The organism is Streptomyces sp. NPDC002785 (assembly GCF_040295565.1).
In the GTDB taxonomy this organism is placed as follows: domain Bacteria; phylum Actinomycetota; class Actinomycetes; order Streptomycetales; family Streptomycetaceae; genus Streptomyces.
This window is the reverse complement of sequence record NZ_JBEOVN010000080.1, coordinates 17520-30395: the sequence shown is the minus strand read 5'-3', so window position 1 is coordinate 30395 and position 12876 is coordinate 17520. Positions and strand designations below refer to the sequence as shown.

At 69.5% G+C, this 12876-nt stretch carries 14 protein-coding genes and 1 pseudogene; 10 read left to right on the top strand and 5 right to left on the bottom strand.

All coding sequences use genetic code 11. From position 1 onward, the window contains the following. Positions 1-96: 96 nt before the first annotated feature. Both ABTZ94_RS19940 and ABTZ94_RS19935 read right to left on the bottom strand, forming a co-directional pair. The gene (locus ABTZ94_RS19940; protein WP_502967273.1) at positions 97-252 is read right to left on the bottom strand and encodes a hypothetical protein; all 156 of its coding nucleotides are present in this window, start codon (positions 250-252) and stop codon (positions 97-99) included. A gap of 149 nt (positions 253-401) precedes the next feature. Continuing rightward, the gene (locus ABTZ94_RS19935; protein WP_351202379.1) at positions 402-1103 is read right to left on the bottom strand and encodes a FadR/GntR family transcriptional regulator; all 702 of its coding nucleotides are present in this window, start codon (positions 1101-1103) and stop codon (positions 402-404) included. Positions 1104-1247: 144 nt separating this feature from the next. On the opposite strand from ABTZ94_RS19935, the gene ABTZ94_RS19930 reads away from it, so the two are divergent. Both ABTZ94_RS19930 and ABTZ94_RS19925 read left to right on the top strand, forming a co-directional pair. After that, the gene (locus ABTZ94_RS19930; RefSeq protein ID WP_351202378.1) at positions 1248-1757 is read left to right on the top strand and encodes a gluconokinase; all 510 of its coding nucleotides are present in this window, start codon (positions 1248-1250) and stop codon (positions 1755-1757) included. Positions 1758-1768: 11 nt separating this feature from the next. After that, positions 1769-3166, top strand: a complete 1398-nt coding sequence (locus tag ABTZ94_RS19925; RefSeq protein ID WP_351202377.1) for a GntP family permease — start codon at positions 1769-1771, stop codon at positions 3164-3166. Here ABTZ94_RS19925 and ABTZ94_RS19920 read toward each other — a convergent pair. Continuing rightward, a pseudogene (locus ABTZ94_RS19920) lies at positions 3167-3340 on the bottom strand (cytochrome b/b6 domain-containing protein); the annotation flags it as partial. 213 nt (positions 3341-3553) lie between these two features. Between ABTZ94_RS19920 and ABTZ94_RS19915 the strand changes: the two are divergent. Continuing rightward, a complete protein-coding gene (locus ABTZ94_RS19915; RefSeq protein WP_351202376.1) occupies positions 3554-4003 on the top strand; it encodes an ASCH domain-containing protein in 450 nt (149 codons plus the stop codon). A gap of 16 nt (positions 4004-4019) precedes the next feature. Here ABTZ94_RS19915 and ABTZ94_RS19910 read toward each other — a convergent pair whose 3' ends face one another. Beyond that, positions 4020-5243, bottom strand: a complete 1224-nt coding sequence (locus ABTZ94_RS19910) for a carboxylesterase family protein (protein WP_351202375.1) — start codon at positions 5241-5243, stop codon at positions 4020-4022. Further along, positions 5240-6589, bottom strand: a complete 1350-nt coding sequence (locus tag ABTZ94_RS19905; protein ID WP_351202374.1) for an MFS transporter — start codon at positions 6587-6589, stop codon at positions 5240-5242. Before ABTZ94_RS19905 ends, ABTZ94_RS19910 begins: the two co-directional genes overlap by 4 nt. Positions 6590-6873: 284 nt before the next feature. On the opposite strand from ABTZ94_RS19905, the gene ABTZ94_RS19900 reads away from it, so the two are divergent. From ABTZ94_RS19900 to ABTZ94_RS19870, 7 genes are read left to right on the top strand one after another with little or no spacing between them, the layout of a single operon-like run. Further along, entirely contained in the window at positions 6874-8349 is a 1476-nt protein-coding gene (locus ABTZ94_RS19900; protein ID WP_351202373.1) for a 2-hydroxymuconic semialdehyde dehydrogenase, read from the top strand. Next, the gene (locus ABTZ94_RS19895) at positions 8346-9161 is read left to right on the top strand and encodes a 2-keto-4-pentenoate hydratase (protein ID WP_351202372.1); all 816 of its coding nucleotides are present in this window, start codon (positions 8346-8348) and stop codon (positions 9159-9161) included. The genes ABTZ94_RS19900 and ABTZ94_RS19895 overlap by 4 nt, the downstream gene beginning before the upstream one ends. After that, a complete protein-coding gene (locus tag ABTZ94_RS19890) occupies positions 9158-10114 on the top strand; it encodes an acetaldehyde dehydrogenase (acetylating) (protein ID WP_351202371.1) in 957 nt (318 codons plus the stop codon). The genes ABTZ94_RS19895 and ABTZ94_RS19890 overlap by 4 nt, the downstream gene beginning before the upstream one ends. Then, positions 10111-11142 (top strand): 4-hydroxy-2-oxovalerate aldolase, encoded by a 1032-nt coding sequence (dmpG, locus tag ABTZ94_RS19885; RefSeq protein ID WP_351202370.1) that lies wholly within the window; start codon positions 10111-10113, stop codon positions 11140-11142. Before ABTZ94_RS19890 ends, dmpG begins: the two co-directional genes overlap by 4 nt. Then, positions 11139-11903: a 2-keto-4-pentenoate hydratase gene (locus tag ABTZ94_RS19880; protein ID WP_351202369.1), complete on the top strand. Its 765-nt coding sequence runs from the start codon at positions 11139-11141 to the stop codon at positions 11901-11903. Before dmpG ends, ABTZ94_RS19880 begins: the two co-directional genes overlap by 4 nt. Further along, positions 11903-12358: a RidA family protein gene (locus ABTZ94_RS19875; protein WP_351202368.1), complete on the top strand. Its 456-nt coding sequence runs from the start codon at positions 11903-11905 to the stop codon at positions 12356-12358. Before ABTZ94_RS19880 ends, ABTZ94_RS19875 begins: the two co-directional genes overlap by 1 nt. After that, entirely contained in the window at positions 12355-12876 is a 522-nt protein-coding gene (locus ABTZ94_RS19870; protein ID WP_351202367.1) for a 3-hydroxyanthranilate 3,4-dioxygenase, read from the top strand. Before ABTZ94_RS19875 ends, ABTZ94_RS19870 begins: the two co-directional genes overlap by 4 nt.

The window sequence follows — 12876 nt, the reverse complement described above, 5'->3', positions numbered from 1 at the left end:
CTCGGCAGTGGTAGCAATCGCCTACGAGCCCGACAGCCTCAGCCCGCTCCTGGGCTACGGCAAGGACGGCGCGTTCCGCGGGGGTCGCCGCATGTCTCAGACCTCGTGGACCCGCCTGCCGCCCACGTAGGTCCGCAGGGCGCGGGCCCGGCCGATCTCCTGGGTTGGGCCCGCGTACGGGTCGCGGTCGGGGACCACCAGGTCGGCGAGCGCTCCGGCGCGGACGGATCCGGCGGCGTCCAGATGGTTCACATACGCCGAGCCCGCTCGTCCATCTGCGTTCGTGTGCGGCCCGGAGCGGCTGGATGCCGGCCGTGGCGCCGAGTTCGCGGAACCGGGGGATGTCGTCGGGGTGGACGGTCCGGGGAGCACGAACGCACGACGGTGCCGGGAGACGGACCTCAGGGCGCGAGCACGTCCAGCTCGTGCAGGGCCCCCACCGCGATCTCCTTCGTCAGCCGTTCCGCAGCCACCGCGTCGCCCTCGCGCACCGCTTCGGCGAGCCGGACGTGGAGGGTGACCGCAGCCGGGTCGGGGTCCTCGAACATCACCTGGTGGTGGGTGCGTCCCGCCAGGACCTCTGCGACGACATCGCCGAGCCGCGCGAACATCTCGTTGCCGGAGGCGTTGAGCACGATCCGGTGGAACGCGATGTCGTGCTCCAGATACCCCTCCAGCTGCTGGCCGCGCGAGGTGGCGACCATGCCCAGCGCGCACTCGGTGAGGGCCGCGCACTGCTCCGGGGTGGCGTTACGGGCGGCGAGGCCGGCCGCGACCGGTTCGATCGCCGAGCGCAGCACGGTCAGGGAGCGCAGCTGGCGCGGGCGGTCGGCGCCGGCCAGCCGCCACCGGATGACCTGCGGATCGTAGACATTCCACGCCTCGGTCGGCTGTACGGTCACGCCGACCCTGCGCCGGGACTCGACCAGGTGCATGGACTCCAGGACGCGGACCACTTCGCGTACGACCGTGCGCGAGACGTCGAAGCGCTGGGCCAGCTCGTCGGTACGCAGTACCTGTCCCGGCCGGTGCTCCCCCGCGGCGATCTCCAGACCCAGGGTGTCCAGCACATGTGTATGCAGCCCAGGGCCCTGTGTGGTCATGGGCACAGCCTACGGGGCACCCTTCGCGAACAAAAAGTACGACGTTTATGTCACAGCATCTTGAATAAGTCGTACGTATGGGTTTCAGTAGCGCGACGGACCGATGTCGAGGAAGACGTCGAAGTAGACAGCGAGGCACCACCAATGAGCACCCCCCACGTCGTCGTGGTGATGGGCGTTGCAGGGACCGGCAAGACCACGATCGGCCCCCTGCTCGCCGCCGAACTCGGCGTTCCGTACGCCGAGGGCGATGACTTCCATCCTGCGGCGAACATCGCCAAGATGTCGGCCGGTACCCCGCTGGACGACTCCGACCGGTGGCCCTGGCTCGATGCGATCGGCCAGTGGGCGCACGACCGGGCGGGGCTCGGCGGGGTGGTGAGCAGCTCGGCGCTCAAGCGGGTCTACCGGGACCGGCTGCGGGCAGAGGCCCCCGGTGCCGTCTTCCTCCATCTGACCGGCGACCGCGCCCTGATCGAGGAGCGCATGGCGAAGCGCAAGGGCCACTTCATGCCCACCGCACTGCTCGACTCGCAGTTCGCCACCCTGCAACCGCTGCAGGACGACGAGTCCGGCATCGCCGTCGCTGTGTCCGGCACCCCCGAAGAAATCACCCAGCGAGCCGTCGCCGCATTGCGCCGGCTCGAAAACTAAGGATCACCACCGTGACCAGTCTCAGCGTCGAGATGCTGGCAGCGGATGCCGTCGAACCGATCACCTCGGCAGGCAACGCGCAGTTGGGCATCGCAGTCCTGGCGGGCATCGCCCTCATCGTTCTGCTCATCACCAAGTTCAAGATGCACGCGTTTCTCGCGCTGACCATCGGCTCACTGGCGCTCGGCTCGTTCGCCGGCGCCGCACCGGCCAAGACCATCGCCAGCTTCACCGCGGGCCTCGGCTCGACCGTCGCGGGTGTCGGTGTCCTCATCGCGCTCGGCGCCATTCTGGGCAAGCTGCTCGCCGACTCCGGCGGCGCGGACCAGATCGTCGACACGATCCTCGCGAAGGCGAGCGGGCGGGCCATGCCGTGGGCGATGGTCCTGATCGCCTCGATCATCGGTCTGCCGCTGTTCTTCGAGGTCGGGATCGTGCTGATGATCCCGGTGGTGCTGCTCGTCGCCAAGCGCGGCAACTACTCCCTGATGCGGATCGGTATCCCGGCGCTGGCCGGCCTCTCCGTGATGCACGGGCTGATTCCGCCGCACCCCGGCCCGCTGGTGGCGATCGACGCTCTCGGCGCCAACCTCGGTGTCACGCTCGGGCTGGGCGTGCTGGTCGCGATCCCGACCGTGATCATCGCGGGGCCGGTCTTCTCCCGCTACGCCGCGCGCTGGGTGGACATCAAGGCTCCGGAGAAGATGATTCCGCAGCGTCCTTCGCAGGAACTGGACCGTCGGCCCAGCTTCGGCGCCACCCTGGCGACGATTCTGCTGCCCGTCGTGCTGATGCTGGTCAAGGCCCTGGTCGACATCGTCGTGGACAATCCGGAGAACCACGTCCAGCGGGTCACCGATGTGATCGGCTCACCGCTGATCGCGCTCCTCGCGGCCGTCATAGTCGGCATGTTCACGCTGGGCCGGGCGGCCGGTTTCACCAAGGGCCGGCTCTCCACCACCGTCGAGAAGTCCCTCGCCCCGATCGCGGGTGTGCTGCTGATCGTGGGTGCCGGCGGCGGTTTCAAGCAGACCCTCATCGACGCCGGTGTGGGCCAGATGATCCTGGACTTCTCCAAGGACTGGTCGATCCCGGCACTGCTGCTGGGCTGGCTGATCGCCGTCGCGATCCGGCTCGCGACCGGTTCGGCGACCGTGGCCACCATCTCGGCGGCCGGTCTGGTCGCCCCGCTGGCCGCCGACATGTCGACGTCCCAGGCCGCACTGCTGGTCCTCGCCGTCGGCGCGGGCTCGCTCTTCTTCAGCCATGTCAATGACGCCGGGTTCTGGCTGGTGAAGGAGTACTTCGGCATGGACGTCGGCCAGACGGTGAAGACCTGGTCGGTGATGGAGACCATCATCTCCGTGGTCTCGCTGGCCTTCATCCTGCTGCTGTCGCTAGTCCTCTAGCTAGCGGCCGCCCGCACGGTCCTCCCCCCACAGCGCATGCTGTGACCGTGCCCCATGGCGCTCGACCGACCCGGTGCGCATGCCACGGCGTGCCCCCGGGTCGGCGGGCGCCATTGCCATGTGCCCGGCCGGCACGATCCCGGTCGCGAGCGCCGGCCGGTCGTGGACGAAGGTGAAGGGCATGGCCAGGACGACACGGCGGCCCGGGGGTGTGCCTTCGGCGTCGAAAGGGCGACTGTTCGAGCGCCTGCGGCCGCAGGGCACCGGGGGCCGCGTGCACTCGCCCGCACCTGATGTCAACTCTGCTCGTTCCCCGCATAGTTGACGTACCCCGACCGGGGGCGCGTCCCGGCGCCCTGCCCGGCCGAACATGTCAGACTTGGCGCCATGTCGAACCGTGAACCTCTCAAACCCTTTCTGCTCGCCTTCCCCGGACCGCTGCGCGATCGGCTGGTGGGGGCGGCGCTCGCCGGCGTGAAGGTGTCGACGACCGGGCTGCTCGCGGAGTACGAGGCGGAGAAGGAGGAGCTGCCTCCGGTGGGTGAGCGGTCCGCGCTGATCGACTCGGACGGCCGGGAGATCGCAGTGCTGGAGGTGACGGAGGTACGGGTGCTGCGCCTCGGCGACGTCGACCTTCAGCATGCGATCGACGAGGGCGAGGGCGATACCTCGGTGGCCGAGTGGCGTGCGGGTCACGAGAAATTCTGGCACAGCCAGGAGATGCGGGATGCGCTCGGCGACCCGGAGTTCACGGTGGACGACGACACGATGGTCGTCGCCGAACGGTTCCGGGTCGTCGAGCTGCTGGATCCCGTCGTGGGCGCGGCGCAACGGTAGTCGGGCCCGCCGGTTTCTACGGCTGTGGGGCGGGGATCTCTCGGCAGGTGAATGGTGGGGCGACGGTGCCGGGACGACCAGTGCGGGCGAATGCCGTCCAGGTGGCGCGCATTGCTCTGCCCAGCTCGTCCGCCTCGGCCCAGGTGGTGTCCCCCAGCATCGGGCACTGCTGCCAGGCAGCCCGGGAGCCCAGGAGCAGCGGCAGTTCCAGGCAGTGGGTGGCGCCGTACGCGGATCCTGTCGGGCGCCAGTCCAGTCGGTAGGCGTGGACCCGGGCCCCGGCCCGCGCGAGCCGCCGGCCGAGGGCGGCGAGCGGCTCGGCGTACATCCGGCGAGTCGGCTCGGCCGGGTCGCCGTTCTCACTCTTCTCACCGGGGAAGGCGGACATGTCGTCCGCGTTCCAGCCGTACATGATGTCCATGCCGCGTACCTGTGCGTCGAGGAAGACACCGCCCGTCTCGACCGGGCCGAACGGTGGTTCCAGGGTCGAGCCGGAGCGTTCCCGGTGGGCGAGGGCGGTGTCCCGCTGTGCCGCGAGTACGGCGGCGGGGTCGGCGGTCCGCGGGGCGACGCCGGGGGCGTGGGCCGCGAGCCGTTCGGTGAAGATCCGGCCGAGGGCGGCGGCTTCGGCCCGGGACCGTGTCGCGATCGCCAACGGTGCGCTTTGCAGGATCGCACGGTGAAACAGCCCTTGGGCTTCGGGCAGCTCCATCAGCAGCCGGATGGAGAGTGCTCCGGCGGACTGCCCGAAGACGGTGACATCTGCGGGGTCGCCTCCGTACGCGGCGATGTTCGCGTTCACCCAGCGGAGTGCTTCGAGCTGGTCGTACAGGCCGAGGTTGCCCTCGGCGACGCCGTCGAGGCAGAGGTATCCGAGCGCGCCCAGACGGTAGTTGACGGCCACGACGACGACATCGCCCTCGGTGGCGAGTGCGCCGCCGTCGTACCAGTCCATGAGGCCCGCGCCGCTGCTGAACCCGCCGCCATGGAGCCAGACCATCACCGGCCGCGCCGCGGTGTCGCGGGCGGGTGTGGTGACCGTCAGGTTCAGGCAGTCCTCGCCCTGCGGGCGCCGGTCGAGCGGCGCCCCCATCACCGCGTCGAGCCTGGATGGCGGCTGCGGACAGATCTCACCGCTCGACGGGCGGGTGTCGTGACCGTGCACCGGGCGGGGCCGCGCGAAGCGTTCGGCCACGGCGTAGCGGATCGGGCCGGACCGCACCACGGCGGGACCGGTCATGCGCTGCCCCCGGAGAGCGATTCGGCCGGGGCCCGCACCGGTTCGGGCGCTTCCTCGGGCACCAGGCGGAACAGGGCGACGGCGCCGGCCAGACTGACGGCACAGATCCCGACGAGGTACCACGTCACCCCGGTCGACGAACCGCCCGAGTTGAGCAGCGCCGTGGAGATCATGGGGGCGAGACCGCCGCCGAGGATGGCGCCGCCCTGCAGGATCAGCGAGGAGCCCGAGTAGCGGACGTTGACGGGGAAGGTGTCGACAATGATGCTGCCCTGCACGCAGTGGGTGACCGGGATGATGAGGCCCATGCCGAGCAGCGCCACCACCGCGAGGGCGGAATTGCCGGTGTTGAGCAGCGGGAAGAAGGCGACACACCACACGAGGATGACGGCGGATCCGGCGATGAACATGGTGCGCCGGCCGTGCCGGTCGGCGAACCGCGTCCACACCGGGATGGTCACGAACCACAGGGCCGCCGCGACGGTCACACTCACGATGAGGAACTGTTTGTCGTAGTCGAGGTGCTGGGAGCCGTAGGACAGGGTGAAGACCATGAACACATAGGCGACGGCCGAGTTCGCCACGACGGCGAGCAGGGTCAGTGCGAGCCTGGGGAAGCCGACCTTGAGGGACTCGGCCAGCGGGAACCTGACCACTTCGTCCTGGGCGAGTACGCGGTCGAAGGACGGGGACTCGGTCACCCTCAGCCGGATCACCAGCCCCACGGCGACCAGCACGAAGCTGAGCAGGAACGGGATGCGCCAGCCCCACGAGGTGAACGCGTGGTCGCCCAGAGCCGAGTTGGTGGCCAGGAAGATGACGTTGGCCAGGACCAGGCCGCCGGGTGTGCCCATCTGTGGGAAACCCGCGTACAGGTTCTTCTTGCCCTGCGGTGCGTGTTCCATCGACATCAGGGTCGCTCCGGCGCCCTCGCCGCCGAGTCCGATGCCCTGGATGATACGCAGGGTGACCAGGAGGACCGGGGCCCAGAAGCCGATGGAGTCGTAACTCGGGATGGCGCCGATGAGGGTGGAGCCGATCCCCATCAGTACGAGGGAGACCACCAGCGTCGCCTTGCGGCCGATGCGGTCCCCGTAGTGACCGAAGACCAGGCCGCCGAGCGGACGTGCGATGAAGCCGACGGCGAAGGTGCTGAAGGCGGCCAGGGTACCGGCGGCCGGGCTCAGCGAGGGGAAGAACTGCTCGTTGAAGATGAGCGCCGCGGCCGTGCCGTAGAGAAAGAAGTCGTACCACTCCAGCGTGGTGCCTGCGAGCGTGGCGAGGGCGGTTCTGCCGGCAGTGGCTCGGGCGCCGCCCGAGTGTTCTTCGTGAGGTGAAGTGTTCACGGGGTGACCTATCACTTGGATGGCGGGCTGGGGACGGTTCGCCCCGGACAGCCGCTACGACGGCCGGGCTTCACCCGTCGTTAACCGTGGATCCTGATGCCCTGAGACATGACACACCAATACCGAATCGGGGACCCGCCATGCCCGTTCGGGTATGTCTGAGCGCCCTGGCTACTGCCCGCCCCCCTGTCACCGAACCAGTGAACCAGGTATGCCTCTTCGGGTATGGCTGCGCACAAGAATCGCATTTGTCCGGCATAACTGCGCCGATCACAGTGGGACGCATGACGGCAGAGACTGGGCGGTGGATCCGCAACTTCGTGGCCGGGCAGTTCGTGGAGCCCGACGAGAACCGCAGCTTCGACAAGACCGACCCCGCCACCGGCCAGGTGTTCGCCCGGGTGCACGAGGCCGACAGAGCCCTGGTGGACCGTGCCGTGGCATCGGCCCGGCGGGCCCTGCACGACGGATGGGCGACGACGCCGGTACGGGAGCGCGCGGCGCTGCTGCGGCGCACCGCGGACCGGATCGAGGAGCGCTTCGAGGAGTTCGTCACCGCGGAGGTCGCCGACACCGGCAAGCCCGTCACCCAGGCGCGCGAGCTCGACGTCGCGCGTGCTCTGGCGAACTTCCGCACCTTCGCCGATGTGGTGGCCGCCGCCGGACAGGAGTCCTTCCTCACCGACCTCGCGGGCGGTCGGCAGGCCCTCAACTACGCGGTGCGCAAGCCGCTCGGCGTCGTCGCGGTCGTCGTCCCGTGGAATCTGCCCCTCCTGCTGCTGACCTGGAAGGTCGCCCCGGCCCTGGCGTGCGGCAACGCCCTGGTCGTGAAGCCCAGCGAGGAGACCCCCGCCACGGCCACGCTGCTGGCCGAGGTGCTTGCCGAGGTCGGGCTGCCCGCCGGGGTGTACAACGTCGTCCACGGCTTCGGCGGCGACTCCGCCGGTGAGTACGTGACCTCGCACCCGGGGATCGACGGCGTGACCTTCACCGGTTCGTCCGCGACCGGCTCGCACGTCATGAAGACCGTCGCGCCCCGGGTCCGCCCGGTGTCGTTCGAACTCGGCGGGAAGAACGCCGCCATCGTCTTCGACGACGTCGACCTGGACGAGGCGCTGACCGGGCTGACCAAGTCGGTCTTCACCAACACCGGTCAGGTCTGTCTGTGCACCGAGCGGGTCTACGTGCAGCGCTCGGTCTTCGCCGACATCGCCGAGGGGCTCACGGAGCGGGCCCGGGTCCTGCGGCTCGGGCGGCCGACCGACGAGCGGACCACCACCGGACCGCTGATCTCCCAGACGCACCGGAACAAGGTGCTGGGCTACTTCGAGCTGGCCGAGCAGGCCGGGGCGAAGGTGCTCACCGGCGGCGGCGTGCCGCAGCTCGGCCCCGAACTTGCGGGCGGTTCCTGGATCGAGCCGACGCTGTGGACGGGGCTGACCAACGCGGACCGGGCCGTGCGCGAGGAGATCTTCGGTCCGGTGGCCGCCCTGATCCCCTTCGACACCGAAGCGGAGGCGATCGCTCTGGCCAACGACACCGAGTACGGCCTCGCGGCCTCGGTATGGACCAATGACCTGCGCCGCGGGCACCGGGTGGCCCAGGCGATGAACGTCGGAATGGCCTGGGTCAACACCTGGTTCCTGCGCGATCTGCGCTCCCCGTTCGGCGGTGTCGGGCTCTCCGGCATCGGCCGCGAGGGCGGCGCTTCCTCCCTGCACTTCTACACCGAGCCGACGAATGTGTGCGTACAGCTGTGACCGATCACGACAACCCCCGCCTGTCCACGCGGATCGACGCGGCCGTGGCACGCCTGACGGCCGCCGCCGCCACCCGCACCCCGTGTCCTCCCGTCCGGGAGTTCCTGGGCCGCGCCGACGTCGACGCCGCCTATGAGGTGCAACAACGTCTCGCCGCCGCCAGAAGCGCGGCCGGGGCCCGGGTGGTGGGCGCCAAGATCGGCCTCACCGCCCCTGCCGTGCAGCAGCAGTTCGATGTGTTCCGGCCGGACTTCGGGGTGCTCTTCGACGACATGATGTACGCGCACACCGAACCGCTGCCGCTGAACCGATTCCTTCAGCCGCGTGCGGAGGGTGAGATCGCGTTCGTGCTCGGCCGGGACATCGACCGGCCCGGTGCGGGTGTCGCCGATGTGCTGCGGGCCACCGAGTTCGTGCTGCCCGCCATCGAGATCGTCGACTCCCGGATCACCGGCTGGGACCTGGCCATCACCGACACCGTCGCCGACAACGCGTCCAGCGGCGCGGTCGTGCTCGGCACCACCCCGTATTCATTGAGCGGGCTCGACCTCTCCCGGGTCGGCATGGTGCTCCAGCGGGACGGCGAGCCGGTCTCCTTCGGTGCCGGCCACGCCTGCCTCGGCTCACCCGTCGTCGCCGTGGCCTGGCTGGCACGTGAACTGGCCGCACGGGAGCAGCCGTTGCGGGCCGGCGACGTGGTCATGTCCGGGGCGCTCGGCCCGATGGTGCCGGTCAACGGTCCTGGCCGGTACCGGCTGGCGCTGGACGGTCTGGGCGAGGTCGAAGCAGTCATCGAGGAGGAGGGCAAGTGAGTTCCACCGCATCCGGCACCGTTCCGGTCGCCGTCATCGGGTCCGGCAACATCGGAACCGACCTCATGATCAAGGTGCTGCGGCTCTCGAAGTCGCTGCGCATGGGCGCGATGGTGGGGATCGACCCGGACTCCGACGGGCTGGCCCGCGCCGCCCGGCTGGGGGTCGCCACCACGCATCGCGGTGTCGACGGCCTCGTGGCGATGCCCGAGTTCGCGGACATCGAGGTGATCTTCGACGCGACCTCGGCCAAGGCCCATGTGCGCAACGCACAGCTCGCCGCGGAGCACGGGAAGCTGATGATCGACCTCACTCCCGCGGCTCTCGGGCCGTTCGTCGTGCCGTCGGTCAATCTGGACGAGCATCTGGCCGCCGGAGACGTCAACATGGTGACCTGCGGCGGCCAGGCGACCATTCCGGTCGTGGCCGCGATCTCCCGGATCGCTCCGGTCGCGTACGGGGAGATCGTCGCCTCCATCGCATCGAAGTCGGCCGGTCCCGGCACCCGGGCCAATATCGACGAGTTCACCGAGACGACGAGCGAGGCGATCCGGCTGGTCGGCGGCGCCGAGGTCGGCAAGGCCATCATCGTGCTCAACCCGGCGGAGCCACCGCTCGCCATGCGCGACACGGTCTTCTGCCTCGTCGAGGGCGTGCTGTCCGGCGCCGACCGGGACCGGATCGTGGCCTCCGTGCAGCAGATGGCACAGTCCGTGCGGGAGTACGTGCCCGGCTACCGGCTCAAGCAGGAGGTGCAGTTCGACCCGGTCGAGGACACCGTCGTCCCCGCCCTGGGCCGACGGGTCACCGGGGTCCGGGTGTCGGTGTTCCTGGAGGTGCTCGGCGCCGGCCACTACCTGCCCGACTACGCGGGCAATCTCGACATCATGACCTCCGCGGCGGTCCGCACCGCGGAGAAGATCGCCGCGCTCCGAGGATGGGTGACCGCATGAAGCTGTACGTCCAGGACGTGACCCTCCGCGACGGCATGCACGCGATGGGGCACATGTACACCGTTGAACAGGTGCGCCGGATCGTCTCCGCGCTCGACCGGTCCGGGGTCGCGGCCATCGAGGTCGCGCACGGCGACGGTCTCGGCGGATCGAGCGCGAACTACGGGTTCGGCGCGCACAGCGACGAGGAGTGGATCGAGGCCGCGGCGGACGTCCTCGAAAACGCGAAGCTGACGACGCTGCTGCTGCCGGGCATCGGCACCATCGACCATCTGCGCCGTGCCCACGCCCTCGGGGTGCGCAGCGTACGCATCGCGACGCACTGCACCGAGGCGGACGTCAGCGCGCAGCACATCTCCTGGGCGCGGGAGAACGGGATGGATGTGTCGGGGTTCTTGATGATGAGCCATCTCAACTCCCCCGAGGGACTTGCCCGGCAGGCCGAGCTGATGGAGTCGTACGGAGCGCACTGCGTCTATGTCACCGACTCCGGGGGACGTCTGACAATGCGCGATGTCGCCGCCCGGGTCGATGCGTACCGCGAGGTGCTGGACGAGGCGACCGAGATCGGCATCCACGCCCATGAGAACCTCTCGCTTTCGGTCGCCAACAGTGTGACCGCCGTGGAGCACGGTGCCTACCGCGTCGATGTGGCGCTGGCGGGGCAGGGAGCCGGGGCCGGCAACTGTCCGGCGGAGCCGTTCGTCGCCGTCGCCGATCTGCTGGGCTGGGAGCACGGCTGCGATCTGTTCGCGCTCCAGGACGCCGCCGACGACATCGTCCGCCCGCTGCGCAACCGGCCGGTGCAGGTGGACCGGGAGACCCTGACCCTCGGCTACGCCGGTGTCTACTCCAGCTTCCTGCTGCATGCCGAGCGCGCGGCGCGACGCTACGGGGTCGACACCCGGCAGATTCTGCTCGAGGTCGGACGGCGCCAGATGGTGGGCGGCCAGGAGGATCTGATCGTGGACATCGCACTGGACCTGGCCGCGCGACGCGAGGGCCTGACGGAAGGGAGCAGCAAGTGATTTCGGCAGAACTGACAAGCACGCTGGCGCAGCGGCTGGACACGGCGCAGACGTCCCGTACGGACACCCCGAGCCTCGCCGACAGCCATCAGTTCGACATCGACGACGCGTACGCCGTGCAGGCCGCGCTGCTGGAGCTGCGGGTGGCGCGCGGCGAGCGGGTCGTGGGCGTGAAACTGGGGTTCACCAGCAAGGCCAAGATGGCACAGATGGGCGTCGGCGATGTGATCGTGGGCCGGCTCACGGACATGATGCGGTTCGCGGGCGGCGACGAGGTCGACCTGTCACGCTTCATCCACCCGAAGGCGGAGCCCGAGGTCGCCTACCGGCTCTGCCGGGACGTGGACCTGGACGATCCGCTGACGGACATCGAGTCCTGTGTGGACGCGGTGGCTCCGGCCATCGAGATCATCGACTCGCGTTACCGGGACTTCCGGTTCACGTACACCGATGTCGTCGCGGACAACACCTCCGCCGCCGGCTACGCGATCGGCCCGTGGCGGCCGGTGGAGAGCGTCGCCAACCGTGCGGTGCGGCTGCGTACCCCGGCGACGGAAGCGGTGGGGTCGACCGCCGCCGTCCTCGGCGACCCGGTACGCGCGCTGCACGCCCTGCTGGACATGTGCCGGCGCCGCCGCATCCCCCTCGAAGCCGGCCAGGTGGTGCTCGCGGGGGCGGCCACGGCGGCCGTGCCGCTGGTGGCGGGGGTCACCGAATGCGATGTGGCGGGCATCGGGTCCGTCACGGTGAAGGGATACTGATGAGCGGTTCACGGGTGATCGAGGGCAAGGCCACTCCGCGCGGGCGGTTCCCCCATGTGAAGGTCGTCGGGGACCTGGTGTTCGTCTCCGGCACCAGTTCGCGCCGGCCCGACAACACGTTCGTGGGCGTCGAGGCCGATGAGTTCGGCACCACGAGGCTGGACATCCGGGCACAGACCCGTGCGGTGATCGAGAACATCCGGGACATCCTCGCCGAGGTGGGCTCCGAGCTCTCCGACATCGCGCAGATCACCACGTATCTGGTGTCCATGAATGACTTCGGCGGATACAACGAGGTCTACGGCGAGTACTTCGACGAAAGCGGACCGACCCGGACGACCGTCGCGGTGCACCAGCTGCCGCATCCCCATCTGCTGATCGAGATCCAGGCCGTCGCCCATCTGCCGCGGCCCCGCCAGTCACCCGCAGAACACAGCACGGAGGTGTCCTCATGACCGCCATTCCCCCGGTCATCGATTTCCAGGGCTGGATCACCGAGCACGAGCACCTGCTCAAGCCGCCGGTGAACAACCGCACCATGTCCCTGGGCCAGGACTTCATCGTCCAGATCGTCGGCGGGCCCAACCAGCGGACCGATTTCCACCTCGATCCGTACGAGGAGTGGTTCTACCAGGTCAAGGGCGATATGCGTGTCGACGTCATGACCGAGGACGGGCTGCGCACCGTGCACATCCGGCAGGGCGAGGCCTGGTTGCTGCCCGGCAATGTGCCGCACTCCCCGCAGCGGCCCGACGCAGGTTCGATCGGGCTGGTCATCGAGCGGGTCCGGGAGGAGGGAACCCTGGAGAAGTTCCAGTGGTACTGCCCCGACTGCGCCACGAAGATCCATGAGGTCGAGCTCCAGGTGCGGGACATCGTCGCGGATCTGCCGCCGGTCTTCGCCGGGTTCTACGGGGACGAGAAGGCGCGTACGTGTCCGAACTGCGCTGCCCTGCATCCCGGGAAGGGCTGA